Origin of the sequence: Streptococcus oralis (assembly GCF_001075675.1) — a bacterium.
GTDB classification, from domain to species: Bacteria; Bacillota; Bacilli; order Lactobacillales; family Streptococcaceae; genus Streptococcus; species Streptococcus oralis_V.
In genome coordinates, this window is record NZ_JUNW01000045.1 from 1 (window position 1) to 14,712 (window position 14,712).

At 41.7% G+C, this 14,712-nt stretch carries 14 protein-coding genes; 5 read left to right on the forward strand and 9 right to left on the reverse strand.

The window, feature by feature from the left end; translation table 11 throughout:
- The 5 genes from ADM50_RS06500 to ADM50_RS06520 all read left to right on the forward strand — a co-directional run.
- The coding region (locus ADM50_RS06500; protein ID WP_049484963.1) for a DUF2971 domain-containing protein at positions 1-1,762 on the forward strand (1,762 nt) is incomplete at its 5' end.
- 156 nt (positions 1,763-1,918) lie between these two features.
- Complete coding sequence (locus ADM50_RS06505) at positions 1,919-2,245, forward strand: PadR family transcriptional regulator (protein WP_000273860.1); 327 nt, start codon at positions 1,919-1,921, stop codon at positions 2,243-2,245.
- Positions 2,232-2,825, forward strand: coding sequence for a DUF1700 domain-containing protein (locus tag ADM50_RS06510; RefSeq protein WP_045592716.1), 594 nt, complete (start codon positions 2,232-2,234; stop codon positions 2,823-2,825). Before ADM50_RS06505 ends, ADM50_RS06510 begins: the two co-directional genes overlap by 14 nt.
- Positions 2,818-3,747 carry a DUF4097 family beta strand repeat-containing protein gene (locus ADM50_RS06515; protein WP_049484965.1) on the forward strand — a complete coding sequence of 310 codons (930 nt, stop codon included), beginning with the start codon at positions 2,818-2,820 and terminating at the stop codon, positions 3,745-3,747. Before ADM50_RS06510 ends, ADM50_RS06515 begins: the two co-directional genes overlap by 8 nt.
- A gap of 62 nt (positions 3,748-3,809) precedes the next feature.
- On the forward strand, positions 3,810-4,772 hold the full coding sequence (locus tag ADM50_RS06520; protein ID WP_049484966.1) for a DUF6574 domain-containing protein: 963 nt from the start codon (positions 3,810-3,812) through the stop codon (positions 4,770-4,772).
- Positions 4,773-4,834: 62 nt separating this feature from the next.
- On the opposite strand, the gene ADM50_RS06525 is transcribed toward ADM50_RS06520, so the two are convergent.
- The 9 genes from ADM50_RS06525 to ADM50_RS06570 form a co-directional block, all read right to left on the reverse strand.
- Complete coding sequence (locus tag ADM50_RS06525) at positions 4,835-5,695, reverse strand: DUF4299 family protein (RefSeq protein WP_049484968.1); 861 nt, start codon at positions 5,693-5,695, stop codon at positions 4,835-4,837.
- A 122-nt stretch (positions 5,696-5,817) separates the two neighbouring features.
- The gene (trhO, locus tag ADM50_RS06530; protein ID WP_001030013.1) at positions 5,818-6,804 is read right to left on the reverse strand and encodes an oxygen-dependent tRNA uridine(34) hydroxylase TrhO; all 987 of its coding nucleotides are present in this window, start codon (positions 6,802-6,804) and stop codon (positions 5,818-5,820) included.
- 131 nt (positions 6,805-6,935) lie between these two features.
- The gene (locus ADM50_RS06535) at positions 6,936-7,232 is read right to left on the reverse strand and encodes a bacteriocin immunity protein (protein WP_049484969.1); all 297 of its coding nucleotides are present in this window, start codon (positions 7,230-7,232) and stop codon (positions 6,936-6,938) included.
- Positions 7,233-7,300: 68 nt separating this feature from the next.
- The gene (locus tag ADM50_RS06540) at positions 7,301-7,990 is read right to left on the reverse strand and encodes a CPBP family intramembrane glutamic endopeptidase (RefSeq protein WP_000760768.1); all 690 of its coding nucleotides are present in this window, start codon (positions 7,988-7,990) and stop codon (positions 7,301-7,303) included.
- 160 nt (positions 7,991-8,150) lie between these two features.
- Positions 8,151-9,635: an ABC transporter substrate-binding protein gene (locus ADM50_RS06545; RefSeq protein ID WP_049484971.1), complete on the reverse strand. Its 1,485-nt coding sequence runs from the start codon at positions 9,633-9,635 to the stop codon at positions 8,151-8,153.
- A 106-nt stretch (positions 9,636-9,741) separates the two neighbouring features.
- Positions 9,742-10,665, reverse strand: coding sequence for a carbohydrate ABC transporter permease (locus ADM50_RS06550; protein ID WP_000818344.1), 924 nt, complete (start codon positions 10,663-10,665; stop codon positions 9,742-9,744).
- Between the two features lie 13 nt (positions 10,666-10,678).
- Positions 10,679-11,608, reverse strand: coding sequence for an ABC transporter permease (locus ADM50_RS06555; RefSeq protein WP_000714584.1), 930 nt, complete (start codon positions 11,606-11,608; stop codon positions 10,679-10,681).
- A 357-nt stretch (positions 11,609-11,965) separates the two neighbouring features.
- Complete coding sequence (locus ADM50_RS06565; RefSeq protein ID WP_049484973.1) at positions 11,966-13,846, reverse strand: beta-N-acetylhexosaminidase; 1,881 nt, start codon at positions 13,844-13,846, stop codon at positions 11,966-11,968.
- A complete protein-coding gene (locus ADM50_RS06570) occupies positions 13,840-14,709 on the reverse strand; it encodes an ROK family protein (protein ID WP_049484974.1) in 870 nt (289 codons plus the stop codon). The genes ADM50_RS06565 and ADM50_RS06570 overlap by 7 nt, the downstream gene beginning before the upstream one ends.
- Positions 14,710-14,712 lie beyond the last annotated feature (3 nt).

Consider the following 14,712-nt stretch of genomic DNA (forward strand, 5'->3'; position numbering starts at 1 on the left):
GGAAACTACTGCTGAGAAATTACAAGTCGTACAGCAACAATTCCCTGAATCGCCTGATATTGCTTTGCAGTATGCTATGATTTTATTCAATTTATCAACCAAGCAGACTGAATTGAAAGAGCTGGAAACTACTGCTGAGAAATTACAAATCGTGCAACAACAATTCTATGATTCACATGATATAGCTTTGCTGTATGCCATGATTTTGGTTAACTTATCAAGCAAGCAGACTGAATTGAAAGAATTGGAGACTACTGCTGAGAAATTACAAGTCGTGCAGCAACAATTCCCTGAATCGCCTGATATTGCTTTGCAGTATGCTATGATTTTGTTCAATTTATCAACCGAGCAAACTGTGTTGAATGAGTGGGAGGCTACTGCTAAGAAATTAAAGGAATTGCATGAACATGAACCCTTCCAAGAATCTGAAGAAATTGCTTTTATATATAGTATGGTCTTAGCAAGCTTATTTGAACACCAAAAAGAGTTAAGTGAACGTCTTCAAACCACAGAGACAATTAAAAATCTCTATGAACAATTTTCCAAATTTATGTTACAAAATTTTGATGATTTATTTTTTAGTAATGATAATGTTTGTGACAGTGATGAGTACAAGCTATTCAACTTTATCCTAAGAGAAGGTCTTTTAAAGAATACTAAATATGCTGTTTTACAAACATGGGCAAAGCATTATAAAGAAGACTCGAGTGAACTAAAGAACTTGCTATCTATTTATCAACTTGTTCAAAAAATCAAGTATCACCTTGGGCTAAAAGGTGAAGATAAAAATCAGGAGCTTAAATTTGGCCATTACACCAAGGGGAGCACTCTCCAAATTATGTTAGATCAAGAGAGGACTGATAAGGAGGATTTTTCAGTATCTGGAAAAACTCGCTTGTATAATGCAAATTATATGAATGATCCTGAGGAAGGAATCGTCATAGAAAAGATATTAGGCTTAGATAGACGAGATATCTTAGAACCAAGCTCATGGTTTTTAATGAGTTTTACAAACAAAACGGATGATCTGGCCATGTGGTCCCAGTATGGTGATGATGCTAAAGGTGTTTGTCTGGTACTTCGTGAAGATGATTTTTCTAGATTTACTTCCTTCAATGATGTTTCTTGGCGTAAAGAGGCCATCCCCTTAGTAGAGACAATGAGTAAGATAGAATCTACTCTATCGTACGATTTAAAAGGCTCGCCAAATGAATTAAATAATATTAAACCAACTGTAGCTGTTAAAGATGAAGAAAAAAGGTCGAAATCTGAAAAAAAAGAGAATGTACCAAAAGGGGATAGTGATTATCTCTATAGAATAGCCTACGTTAAAAATATAGGTGAAGATATAGAACTTGAGCAAACTGAACTATTTAGTAAGTCCGAAATAGAAGATTTAGCAAAAATGTTGAATAGTTTAAAGAAAAAACTAGATAGTGGTTCAAAAGTTACGGAGAAGAACTATCAAGATGCTATTGCTGAGTGTATAGAAGAGATTCGCTACTTATTTAAATCTGTCGATTACAAATATGAAAACGAACTTCGTATCTTACGCTATTCCAACCTAGATCCTAGCAATAAGGAAATCAAAATTGATAAAACTTCTGGAGTAGGTAAACTTTATGTAGAACGAAAAAATTCCATTCAAATCGGTGAGATCATTTTCGGTCCTAAGTTTCCGAATCCTGAGTACGTGACTCCTTTATTAAAACTTTTAGATAAGGAAATTAAGTATAAGAAATCTACGATAAAATTTAGATAAAGGCTGATAAAATCCCTTAAACTTCTAGTTTTTACTAGGAGTTTTTTTATATGTAAAATTTTTACACATATTTCTTGACAGGGCTTTCAACTTGAGATACAATATATTTGAAAAGAGTATATATAAAATTTTTATATAATATTAAGGAGGTTTCCCATGTACTTCCCAACATCCTCTGCCTTGATCGAGTTTCTCATCTTGGCTGTACTGGAGCAGGGGGATTCTTATGGTTATGAGATTAGTCAAACCATTAAGCTCATCGCCAATATCAAAGAATCTACGCTCTATCCCATTCTCAAAAAATTGGAAGCCAGTGGCTTTCTGACCACCTACTCTAGAGAGTTTCAGGGGCGTATGCGCAAATACTATTCCTTGACCAATCGGGGCGTAGAGCAGCTCGTTACTCTAAAGGAAGAGTGGACGCTCTATACCGACACCGTCAACGGCATCATAGAAGGGAGTATCCGCCATGACAAGAACTGACTATCTGACTCAGTTAGAAACCTATCTCCATAAACTGCCCGAAGCTGACCGCATTGAAGCTATGGACTACTTTAAGGAACTATTTGACGATGCAGGCCCAGAGGGCGAAGAGGAACTCATTGCCAGTCTAGGCACTCCAAAAGAAGCTGCCCATGATGTCCTCTCTGATCTTCTCGATAAAAAAGTCAATGAAGCCCCTGCTCAAAAGAATGACCGCCAACTGCTACATATTGCCCTCCTGGCCCTGCTAGTAGCTCCTATCGGAATTCCGGTCGGGATTGGCATCCTCATGGCCATCATCGGTATTATTATCGCGGCTGCCTCCGTCATTCTAGCCTTCTTTACCGTCTCTGTGACGGGTATCCTGCTAGGTGGACTCTTTATCGTAGAGAGCTTTAGCGTCCTAGTCGAAGCCAAATCTGCCTTTATCTTGATTTTTGGGGCCGGTTTGCTTTCTATCGGTGCTTCTTCTCTTGTTCTACTGGGTATCTCCTATGTAGCTCGTTTCTTTGGCCTCCTGATCGTCCGCTTGGTGCAATGGATTCTTAAAAAAGGAAAGAGAGGTGACAGACATGCGTAAATTGACAAAAGGATTTCTCATTTTTGGTGTGGTTTCTACAATCCTCGGTTTTATCATGATCATTGTAGGCGCCCAGTCCAATGGTATTCAAAGTTTGCTTGCCATGTCAAAAGACCCCGTCTATGACAATCGTATCGAAGAAGTGACCTTTGGAAATGAAGTGGAAAAACTTGATTTGACCCTTGAAGAGCACAGCCTAACCATCACAGAGTCTGTAGATGACAAGATTCACATCACCTATCATCCTTCCGTGTCTGGTCGTCACGATTTGACTACTGGCATGAGTGACAAAACACTAAGCGTCACTGACAAACAAGCCTCCCAACATCGCTTTCTCGGTTCAGGAATCGAAGGCCTACTTCGTATTGCCAGCAGTTATTCTCACCGTTTTGACGAAGTCATTCTCTCCCTCCCTAAAGGAAGAAGACTGCAAGCTATCACCGTCTCAGCCAATCGTGGACAAACCAATATTCGTCAAGCCAATCTTGAAAATGCGACAATCAAAACAAAAGGCTATCTCTTAAGACTAACAGAAAGTTCTATCAAGAACAGCACGCTAACGACACCTCATATCATCAATATCTTTGATACCGAATTGACAGATAGCCAGGTCAAGACGGAAAGGGAACACATCTATGCTGAGAATATCAAGGTCCACGGCAAGGTTGAGCTAGAGGCCCATTCCACTCTAAACCTCATTCTCTCCCAGAAAGAGACTGACCGTATCAATCTAGATCTTTCTTCTCAACATGGTGGTATCTATCATAAACCCAAAGAAGAACATCGTGGACAAAAAGAGAATCAACTTGCCAACCCTTATAAAACTGAAAAAGCAGATATCAAAGATCTACTCATTGCAAAAGCCAACCAAGATATCTACCTACCTAAAGAAGAGCACTCTGCTCCGTCTAGAAACCATTGACAAAAACGCTTTCATCTGCTAGGCTAAAGATAGAAACGACCATAAAAAAAGGAGGTTCCACCATGACACAAGAATGGTTTGAAAGTGCCGATCTTGAGAAGAAATCACCTCAGACGAAATCAGAAATCCAGCCCGACCAACCAGAGACTTCGGAAACTGTGGAGACTGAACCACAAGCAAGCGAAGAAACTCCTATCTCACCTAAAGAGTCGGAAAAGCATGAGGAGGAAGCTCCCGAAACGATAGAAGAAGCCCAAACCGAGGAAGAGGGAGAAGGGAAAGCTGAAGAGGAACACAAGCAAGAAACCCCTGCAAAAGAGAAAAGTATCCTCAGCAAGGCTTTAGAAAGCCCCTATATCCCAGATATTGACCCTCGTAAAACTGCCCGGTTCAAAGAAGAAATCGCACTATTTTGGACTTGGCTACTGGATGCTATCCAAGAACCAACTGCCAGCAAGACTACGGACCAAAAGCACCGTTACAGTGTCTTTGCCCTGCTCACTTTGCTATCCTCAATTAACCTTTTCTTTAGTATCTATCATATCAAACACCTCTACTACGGCTATATGGCGTCTATTGCCAATAGTTCTCCTAACCAGCTCCCTCCTTTAAATCTCTTTGCTGGACTCTCCATCTTGGTCGCTAGCGCTCTATTTTACTTTTCCATCATTTTGGGAGGCTTTACTGTCCGACGTGTGCTGGATCAGGAGAGCGACTTCACATTCCAAGAAGCTTGCGATCGTTACAGCCGACTCTTTGCTATCCCACTTGTCCTAACCGCTCTAGCAAGTTTCTTTGCACTCTTTGGTGGCTTACGATTTGCTGGCATCCTCACTCTTCTAAGCATGGCCATCTTTGCCCTTGGAAATCTCTTTGTGATTAGTAAGCCAAGTAAGACCAGTAGCCTTGACCCATTTTATCGTTTCTTGCTAGCTGTCTTACTTGATGGCGCTATTCTCTTACCCTTCTTCATTGCAGAGCTTGCGCTGACAGTGGACTACCTTCGCATCCTGACATTCTTTTAACCAAAATCCCTGCCATTTGTTAATGACAGGGATTTTTATGCTTACTCTTTTTTGAACAATGTCTACTTGATAGTTGCCAATCCTTCAAAATCTGGTCCTAGGATAGGTTGTACTTCTAATTGATTGGCATCTAGTTGGTGGTAAAATGCTTCTGGTAGTGACTCTAGGAATTTTGCATAATCCAAGCGAGCGATGGATTCGTAGTCTTCGGCTTTTGAACCATCACCAGAAATCGCCACTAGGTCAATCTCCCAAACAAGTTCCTTGCCTGCTAGCTGCTCAGTATAGTGCGCCGGTACAAAGGGTTCCTTTGGCAAAATCGTCTTGACTCCTTGGGCTAGGTGGTAGATACCGTGTACCTTGCCTTCGGCGTCTGGGTAAAATTTCACACTGGCAAGGTAGGCATCAGAGCCTTGAACTTTCTTGACCAGCTCTTCAAAACGTGCCAATCCATCCTCAGCCAAAAAGCTCTCGAGGTATTCCTTGTTGAGATAGATAGGGGACAAGAGCCCTTGGCAGTATACTAGACGAGCCGCTTTGTCAGCTAGATAATTCTGAACTATTTGTCGGAAATAGGCTTCAAAGTCAAATCCTTCTATCCCTTCTACCGCTTGCCCCAACTTGCTCGATAGGGCTTGGAGGAGAGCTTCTACAATCTCCCAGTCCGCTCTAGTAAGGAAGTCTGGAATCACCACTTGATAGCCTTTTCGACTATCCGCATAGTTCACCTTGAAGAGAAATTGTGACTGACCTACAATCCCACACTCCATGTATTCGAGACGATTGAGGGGCTGACGGAGATAGACCGCATCATAACTATGTGACTCCAAACCCTCCACTAAGGCCAAGATGGACTTGGCAGTCAAGACCTCCTGTTGTCCTAGAATGCTTTCTTTATTTGGGATAAAAAATGTTTTCGCCATAACTGGCCTCCTTTGAAATCGTTTACATATAGTATACCCTATTTTCCTGAAAGATACAGAAACAAATTTTAGATTTTTAGATAAAAAGCATAGAAAAACAGCCCCTGAGGAGCTGTTTGATGTTATACAGTAGCGACTTGATCCAAGCTTTCACCGATAGCTGCTAGGCGCTCAACAACTTCTGCTTGTGTCAATTCATTTTCTGAGACGTAGCGGTTGCGTGGGTGAACACGACACTCGTGTGAACATCCACGAAGGTACTTGTCTTCATTTTCTTCTGATGTTAGGATACGACGGTTACAGAAGGGATTGCCACAGTTGACATAGCGTTCACATGGTGTTCCATCAAACCAGTCTTTCCCTACGATGGTTGGGTTAACATGGTTAACATCAACGGCGATACGCTCGTCAAAGACGTACATTTTCCCATCCCAAAGCTCACCTTGAACTTCTGGATCTTTACCGTAAGTTGCGATTCCTCCGTGCAATTGGCCGACATCTTTGTAACCTTCACGAACCATCCAGCCTGAGAATTTCTCACAGCGAACGCCACCTGTACAGTAAACCACGACACGCTTGTCCATGAATTTTTCCTTGTTGTCACGAACCCATTGTGGCAACTCACGGAAGTTGCGGATGTCTGGGCGGATAGCCCCACGGAAATGTCCTAGGTCGTACTCATAATCGTTACGTGTGTCAAGAACCACTGTATCTTCGTCAAGAAGGGCTTCTTTGAACTCTTTTGGAGACAAGTAAGCACCCGTCGTTTCAAGTGGGTTGATGTCGTTGTCAAAATCGTTGTCTTCCAAACCAAGGTGGACAATTTCTTTCTTGTAGCGAACAAACATCTTCTTGAAGGCTTGTTCATTTTCTTCGTCAATCTTGAACCAGAGGTCTTCCATGCCTGGGAGGCTGTGAACGTAGTCCATGTATTTTTGAGTTGTTTCGTAGTCACCTGAAACAGTCCCGTTAATCCCCTCGTCAGCGACTAGGATACGGCCTTTGAGACCGATTGATTTACAGAAAGCCAAGTGATCTGCAGCAAATTGCTCTGCGTTTTCAATTGGAGTATAAAGGTAGTAAAGTAAGACACGAATATCTTTTGCCATAAGATTTGTTCTCTTTTCTATTCTTAAATTTTCAGAATTTTTCATTCAACTATACTAGTATACCCACTTGGGAAAACGAATGCAATTTATTTGACCGGAAATTGTAGAAAGAGTCCTACCCCTGCACTTCATCAGTAACCATACCGAATCGCAGATAATTCTCTCAATTTTTTGATTTGCTTCGCTTGACTTTCTGACAAACCCAGATTGTTATCAATTAACACACGTGAGATGTCAACGTTCATTTGGCTCAGAATAAATGGAGTAGAGGTTCCATCATCCTCTAATCGTTTTTTATAAATCACTAACTGATTTTTCAGGGGAGCAAGTTGAGGCGCAGCCTTTATATCTTCCAATAGATAATCAATGATGGTCATCGCTTCACAACGTCTTTCACTTCCTCCAGCAAACCATTTTAATGGTGTCATACTCATTTCCCTCCTGAAATTCGCTTATAAATTGAAAAACTATAATCCCTAACTCTCATGCTAATATTTTACCCAAACACCCTATGTAAAAAAGTCAGCAAAAATGGCAAGGTCGCTACAATATTATTGATCACATGCACTGCATAGGAAGGATAGATGCTCTTGGTATAGCGGGTCAAACCAGCAAAGATGATTCCAGATGTTGTAAAAACGAAAATATCTAACAGACTAGGCAGACTTGAAAAATGAGGAAGAGCAAACAAAATGGAAGGAAGAAGCAAATCAAGGCCAAATCTCGAATGTTTAAAGAAAGCATGTTGCAACAAACCCCTATAGATCAATTCTTCCATCAGTGGAACCAGAAAGAACAGGGCTATATAGATACTTAGCTCTGCAAAGTTAGTCCCACTATAACCAATCAGTACAGCCCAACCTTCCGCAGTTGACTGAACATGTTTAGCTGTCTGAACGTTAAAAGAGATCTGGAGCACTACCACTAATACTGTCAAAATCGAATACCAAAGCCATTTTTTTCTTGGAATGCGAAAGAGATAACCATGGCCTGTCTTAACCAGAATCCAAATCATGACTCCGCTAAATAGCAAACTCAAGATATTTTGAATCCAGAAGAAATTGCCAATCTGGGAAGAAAATTGCCAATAGTTTTGGACAATAAGCGTCAGCTGAGAAAGACCAAATACGAAAAATAGGTAAGAGAAGACAGCACTCATTTTGAAAAGAAAACGATATTTTTTCATAATAAATCCCCTATAGATGTATGTGTATCACATCGCATAAACCCTCAGAACCACTGTTTTCATTTTTACATCCTAAAAATCACTACCTCCCCTAGAGAACTAGGGAAGGCAGTGATCACATTTTTAGGAATTAGGAATGAATACACGAAATCAATCAATCTTATGATTTTTTGTTTTTCAAGAATTCGTCGTATTGTTTTTGCATTTCGTTCAATACTTTTTCGTAGGCACCTTCAGATTTCAATTTTTCCATCAATTCTGGGATTGCTTTATCTGGGTCTACAGTACCAGTATTGATAGCTGTATCGAATTGTTGCATTGTGTTAGAAATTGCTGAGATTTCAGATTTCACATTGTCAGTGTTAAAGATGAATCCAAGTGCTGGAGATTCTTTAGCTTCTGCCAATTGTTTCTTAGAATCTTCGATTTGTTGGTCTGTAACGTTTTCGTTGATGTAAAGAATCCAGTTGTTACCAGTGTTCCATCCACCCATGTGAGTATTTCCTTTGTAGCCATCAAGGACGCGTACACGGTTTTCTTTACCTTGAATTTTTTCCCAGTTCTTGCCTTCTGGACCGTAAACAAGGCCGTTCAAGAGTTCTGGGTTCGTGTTCAAGAGGTTCAACACTTCCATTGATTTTTCTTTGTTCTTAGAGTTGTTTGAGATAACAAAGTTGGCAACTTGTGTTGTTTGATTTTTCTTGATAAAGTTAGTGATTGGTTTAATTTGGATGTCTTTGTTCGCAACGCGTGAAAGCAAGCTGTTACCGTAGTCAGCTGGTCCTACTGTTTCTTCACGAACGAACCAAGTATCTTGTTGAAGGTCAAATGAGGTGTCGCTTGTTGCTACGTCTTTTGGAATGTATCCTTCTTCATAGAATTTGTGAAGAGTCTTCAAGTGTTCTTTGAAACGAGGCACTTCGTAACGGTTTACGATCTTAGTAGTGTCTCCTTCAAGGTCGATAACAAATGGAAGTCCGTTTGGTACTGGGTAGTCAAAGTTATCAGATGGGATAAAGTTCTTCGTAACCGCAAATGGTACTACATCTGGAGCTTTTTCTTTGATTTGTTTCAAGACTGGCTCAAGTGTTTCGTATGAAGTTACACCTGAAATATCGATACCGTATTTAGCAAGAAGTGTTCCGTTGAAGGCAAAGTTTTGAGATGATGCAACGTTAGCTGCAACTGGTACTGCATAGATCTTACCGTTTACAGTGTTCCCTTTGATGTAAGCTGGGTCAAGTGCTTTGTAAAGCTCTGCTCCTTCTTTTTTATACAATTCTGTTAAGTCAGCATAGGCACCTTTTTGAGCATTTACGACATAGTTAGATGCAAATGCGATATCATAGTTTTCACCAGATGATGTGATAACAGACATTTTCTTATCATAGTCACCCCATCCGAGGTATTGGATATCCAATTTGGCACCAACTTTTTCACCGATGATTTTGTTAGCATTTTCTAGCAATTCATCCAAGTTATCTGGTTTGTCACCAATTTGGTACATTTTGATAACAGTTTTTTCACCTGAAGCTGAGTCAGCAGCTTTTTTGTTATTACCTGTAAGGTTTCCACAAGCAGCGAGACCAGCAGCCAAAGCGACTACACTAGCAGATGCAAAAGCATATTTTTTCCAGTTTTTCATGATAAAAACTCCTTTTTTGTTTTTAAATTTATAAACGATTTAATGATCTTTACTTCAGTCACTAAGATGAAGTTAGGAAGGGAGAAACGGTGTTTCTCAGCAAGTGCTATTCTTTCACACCACCGATGGTCAAACCTTTAACAAAGTAGCGTTGGAAGAATGGATACAGAATCGCGATTGGAAGGGTTGCAACAACAACCATGGCCATACGACCTGTTTCTTTCGGTAGAGCAACTCCCAGTTGGCCAGATAGACCGACTGCTTTTGCAATGTAGTCCATATTTTGTTGGATTTGCATAAGCAAATATTGCAATGGATACAAGTTGTCACTCTTGATATAAAGAAGGGCGTTGAACCAGTCGTTCCAGAAACCAAGAGCTGTCAAAAGCGTGATGGTTGCGATACCTGGAAGTGACAAGGGCAAACAAATCTGGAAGAAGATCCGAGCTTCACTGGCACCATCGATACGAGCAGATTCGAGAATGGCTTCTGGAATGGTCTTCTTGAAGAAGGAACGCATCAAGATGATGTTGAATGGTGAGAGAAGCATTGGAACAATCAAGGCCCAAACGGTATCACCAAGTTGAAGCAGGCGAGTGACCACGATATAGCCTGGTACCAAACCAGCATTGAACAACATACTAAGAAGAGCGAAAATCGTAAAGAATCTGCGGTACTTAAAGGTTGTCCGTGAGATGGCGTAGGCATAAGTGGTTGTGATGAAGACGTTGGTCACTGTTCCGACTACAGTTACAAAAACTGAGATAAAGAGCGCTTGGAGGATCTTATCTTTAAACTGAGCTAGAAACTGGAATCCATCTACACCAAATTTCGAAGGGAAAAAGCTATATCCATACTGGAGGATGCTCTTTTCATCTGTCACCGAAATGATGATAACGAAGATAAAGGGCAAGATACAAGAAAGAGCGATCAAACCAGAGATAATACTAAAGAAGATATCTGCTTTCTTACTGAAGGAGTGAATGCCGACATTATCGATTTTTTCTTTTTTAATTTTCTTTTCTGCCATATTCTCCTCCTTTCTAGAACAAAGCTGAGTTTGGATCGACTCGTCTTGCAAGCAAGTTTGATAGGATAACCAGAATCAAACCGACTACGGATTGGTAAAGACCGGCTGCTGAAGCCATACCGATATCTGCTGTCTGAGTCAAACCATTAAAGACATACACGTCCAAAACGTTGGTTACATTGTAGAGCTGACCAGCATTGTGTGGGATTTGATAGAAGAGACCGAAGTCTGCACGGAAGATATTTCCGACTGCAAGGATGGTCAAGACTGTCACAAGTGGAGTCAACTGAGGAATGGTTACGTTGCGAATGCGTTGCCACTTGCTAGCCCCGTCCACTGTTGCTGCTTCGTAGTAGGTTGGATCAATCCCCATGATTGTCGCATAGTACATGACACTGCTATATCCAAAGCCTTTCCAAATACCTAGGAAAAGGAGAAGGTATGGCCAAATGCCTAAGTCAGCGTAGAAGTTGACTTCCTTCATGCCAATGGATGTTAGGAAATGGTTGAAGACCCCTTTGTCAATGTTTAGGAAGGCATCTGTAAAGAAACTAATGATAACCCATGACAGGAAGTAAGGGAACAACATAGACGTTTGGAAAATCTTAACCATTCTCTTAGAGCGGAGCTCGCTGAGGATGATGGCAATCCCTACTGATACAATCAAACCGATAAAGATAAAGCCGAGATTATAAAGAACGGTATTTCGAGTGATGATAAAGGCATCTTTTGAACTAAACAAGAATCTGAAATTATCTAACCCGACCCATTTACTATTCACAATACTATCTATGAAACCATTACTGGTCATATGGTAGTCTTTAAAGGCGACCACATTCCCAAATACTGGAATGTAAAAGAATAGAATCAACCAGAGTGCCCCTGGTAAAACCATCAAGAGAAAGATCCAGTTATCTCTCAAGGTCTTTGAAAACTTTTTCATAATTTCCTCCCTTTTTATTCCTAAAAACTGATTTCATCGAATTTTTAGGTTTGATAACGATTACATTATTAGTATACTCCTATTTGAAGGCTAGGTTAAACTACTAATTATAGAAAAAACTCCACAAATTATTTTTTGTGGAGAAGTTTTTTATAAGAAATAGGTTTCACGAGAAACACTCTGAACAAGGGACACTGTTCTTGTTTTTATACTCAATGAAAATCAAAGAGCAAACTAGGAAGCTAGCCGCAAGCTGCTCAAAGCACTGCTTTGAGGTTGCAGATAAAACTGACGAGGTCAGTAACATCTATACGGCAAGGCGAAGCTGACGTGGTTTGAAGAGATTTTCGAAGAGTATTAAGTCGTATAAATCGTCGATGCGGTCGCAATGGTATGCCACTGGTTGGCTGTTGTGGCTGCAAAGTCCTTGTCTCCATAAAAATCGTTAAATGGAAGGATTTCAACTTCTAATTCTTCGATGCGGTCAATCTGATCAGACAGATAAGCCTCGATGCGGCTTTCTGCTCGCTTGATCCGTTGCAAGAGTCCGCCCATACGGATATCAACCGTATCCAAACCAAAGACCTTGTTTTCTTTCAGCCATTGTTGGCTAAAGAGTTTGTGGAAAGTTTCAATCTCACTTCTGAGTTTTGGTAATTCTTCTCTGGCGATTGCTTGCAGGCTTGCTTTATCACCTGCTTGGTAAGCCTGGCGAAGTCGACGTCCCACATCCACTTTACTACTTAAAATAGCATTCAACTGGGCCTGAGTTTCAAAGAGGTAAGAGTAGGCACCTGCTTTTTCTTTGATTTCAGCAAGCGTTTCAGCGGCCTGAGCAAAGTGCGGTTTGTCTTGTTCAGGTGTCATGTGTCTGTCAAGAATCGGACAGAGAACATCCTGATAAAAGACATAGCGGTTGGGATTGATACCACTGAGATTACCTGGCAAGTTTGGCAAGAGATTGGCAAGGTCAATCTGCATAAAGTCCTCAACTGACAGACCTGTATTGGTCTTGAAGTGAGCAGACAAACGGTCTAGATCATTGCGGTAGCTGAGTTCTGCCCAGATTTGCAGACTTGGTAGGATAGAGAACTGAGCAGTTTCTCCACCATTGTCCCCCCAACCCGTCACGATGACTTCTTTGATATCATTGGCACGACAGGCCTTGTTAGCCTCCATAGCAATAAGACGGCTGAAATGGTTGTTGGGTGTGAAACCGATCCACTTCCAAGCACCACCTGCAAAGGCAATATCTTGGCTAATCTTGTGGTGGTTGCGGAAATTGCGATTGTATTTTTCCTCGCTATCCTGATAATAATCCCAGTAAACCAAGGTTACACGGTCTTTGAGACGATCTAGGTAGACACGAGTTTCCTCTGGAATCTCCACGTCACGATCGTACTGGCCATCCGCTGACATGAGTTTAAAGAACATATCACTCCACATCTGACAATGGAAACCATACTTGTCTGCAATATCCAGCACGCGCTCCAAGTGTTGACACATGAGGAGACTACGGTCTACAACACCGTTCAAGATGAGGTAGCGTCCCAAGCCAACCAAGTGAGCCTCGTCCATCCCGATATTGACCTTGCGAGTCTGCAGTTTAGATAGAGTGGCAAACATGCCATCAATCAGGTCATACACCTTTTCTTCTCCGATGAGGAGAATGTCCTCCACATCACGGAGTTCTTGCACTTCCTTAACACCCCATTTGACAAAGGCTGACAAGTGGGCCAAGGTCTGGATACAAGGCACAAAGGTCATATCAAACTGCTGGGAATAGGCTTCGATTTCCTGCAACTCCTCTGCTGAGTAGGCGCCACGGAAGTAACCAAAATAAGGCTGCCCCTCAATCTGATAGGTGTCTTCCATGTAGAGCTCGAAGGTCGAGTAGCCCATGAGAGCCAAGACCTCAATCATCTGCTTGGTAGATGCGACATTGATCACGGCATTGCGAGAACAGTCCGCCATGTAGGCCAAATCTTCGTAAGCAGCTTGTTCTTCAAGGTCTACCTTGTCACCTTCTGCTAGAGCTGTTGCTAACAAGGACAAGGCGCGGTAGAGTTGGTGAGGTTTGCGATAGGTTAGTTGATAGTGTCCACCTTCACCCTTGATAGAGATCGAGGCTTGGTCAGACTGAGTGACTGCAACTTCAACATCTGGTAAAGAGATACGCTTTGTCAGCAAGTCGATTGCCTGAGTTTGTTTGGGACTAAGTCCTGTAAATGTTACCATTGGTTTTCCTCCTGTAGCCAGTTGACAAGGGCACCGTAGAGATTGGCATCTGCGTGATAGGTGCATGCCTGGATAACTGGTGCGACCGCGTATTCTTCGTAGGTATCGACAAATTCATCGACAGCCTTCTTGACACCTTTGATAAAATCTGGGTTTTGACTGATGGAGCCTCCCAGACTAATGACATCTGGGTCGATGAGATACTGGATATTGAGCAAACCTTGCGCCAGATTACGGTTCATGCGCTCAATAGCTTCTTGACAAAGAGCATTGCCAGCTGCGGCCTCTTGATAAATCTTGCGTCCGTCCCAGTCAGTCTGACCAGATTTTTCAATCACGTAGCGCACCATATTTCCAGTTGACGCTAGTTGCGACCAGTTGTTGAGTTTTTCAGCTGGTGCAATAGTTGTCATGTAGCCAAACTCTCCTCCCAAGCCGTGGCGACCACGGTGAAGTTTTCCATTGATAATCATAGCTCCGCCAATTCCTGTCCCAATCACGACACAGGCTGCATTTTCAATCTCTGGGTGAGCCAGCAGTTCACTAAGTCCAACACAGTTGGCATCATTTTCTAGATGGACAGGCAGCTGATGATGAGCAAGGGCCTCATACCAAGAAAAACCGTGAATATAAGGTACGGCACTAATTCCCTCAATCACACCTGTTTCTTGATTGACCGCGCCTGGAACGCTCATGGCAATGCCCTTATAATCTTTCTCCGACAGACGTTGGTCTAGCCATGCCAGTAAATCTTCTAGGTTTTCTGGTGTCGGGGTACTTGTCTTATCCAGTATTTTCCCATCAGGAGTCAGACTGGCAAACTTAATCCCAGTCCCTCCGATATCAATGGTTGCAATCGTCATATT

What these genes read in the sequence shown, in the direction of transcription:
- ADM50_RS06505 (WP_000273860.1), top strand. Translation starts at nt 1,919, where the DNA reads ATGTACTTCCCAACATCCTCTGCCTTGATCGAGTTTCTCATCTTGGCT.
- ADM50_RS06510 (WP_045592716.1), top strand. Translation starts at nt 2,232, where the DNA reads ATGACAAGAACTGACTATCTGACTCAGTTAGAAACCTATCTCCATAAA.
- ADM50_RS06515 (WP_049484965.1), top strand. Translation starts at nt 2,818, where the DNA reads ATGCGTAAATTGACAAAAGGATTTCTCATTTTTGGTGTGGTTTCTACA.
- ADM50_RS06520 (WP_049484966.1), top strand. Translation starts at nt 3,810, where the DNA reads ATGACACAAGAATGGTTTGAAAGTGCCGATCTTGAGAAGAAATCACCT.
- ADM50_RS06525 (WP_049484968.1), bottom strand. Translation starts at nt 5,695, where the DNA reads ATGGCGAAAACATTTTTTATCCCAAATAAAGAAAGCATTCTAGGACAA.
- trhO (WP_001030013.1), bottom strand. Translation starts at nt 6,804, where the DNA reads ATGGCAAAAGATATTCGTGTCTTACTTTACTACCTTTATACTCCAATT.
- ADM50_RS06535 (WP_049484969.1), bottom strand. Translation starts at nt 7,232, where the DNA reads ATGACACCATTAAAATGGTTTGCTGGAGGAAGTGAAAGACGTTGTGAA.
- ADM50_RS06540 (WP_000760768.1), bottom strand. Translation starts at nt 7,990, where the DNA reads ATGAAAAAATATCGTTTTCTTTTCAAAATGAGTGCTGTCTTCTCTTAC.
- ADM50_RS06545 (WP_049484971.1), bottom strand. Translation starts at nt 9,635, where the DNA reads ATGAAAAACTGGAAAAAATATGCTTTTGCATCTGCTAGTGTAGTCGCT.
- ADM50_RS06550 (WP_000818344.1), bottom strand. Translation starts at nt 10,665, where the DNA reads ATGGCAGAAAAGAAAATTAAAAAAGAAAAAATCGATAATGTCGGCATT.
- ADM50_RS06555 (WP_000714584.1), bottom strand. Translation starts at nt 11,608, where the DNA reads ATGAAAAAGTTTTCAAAGACCTTGAGAGATAACTGGATCTTTCTCTTG.
- ADM50_RS06565 (WP_049484973.1), bottom strand. Translation starts at nt 13,846, where the DNA reads ATGGTAACATTTACAGGACTTAGTCCCAAACAAACTCAGGCAATCGAC.
- ADM50_RS06570 (WP_049484974.1), bottom strand. Translation starts at nt 14,709, where the DNA reads ATGACGATTGCAACCATTGATATCGGAGGGACTGGGATTAAGTTTGCC.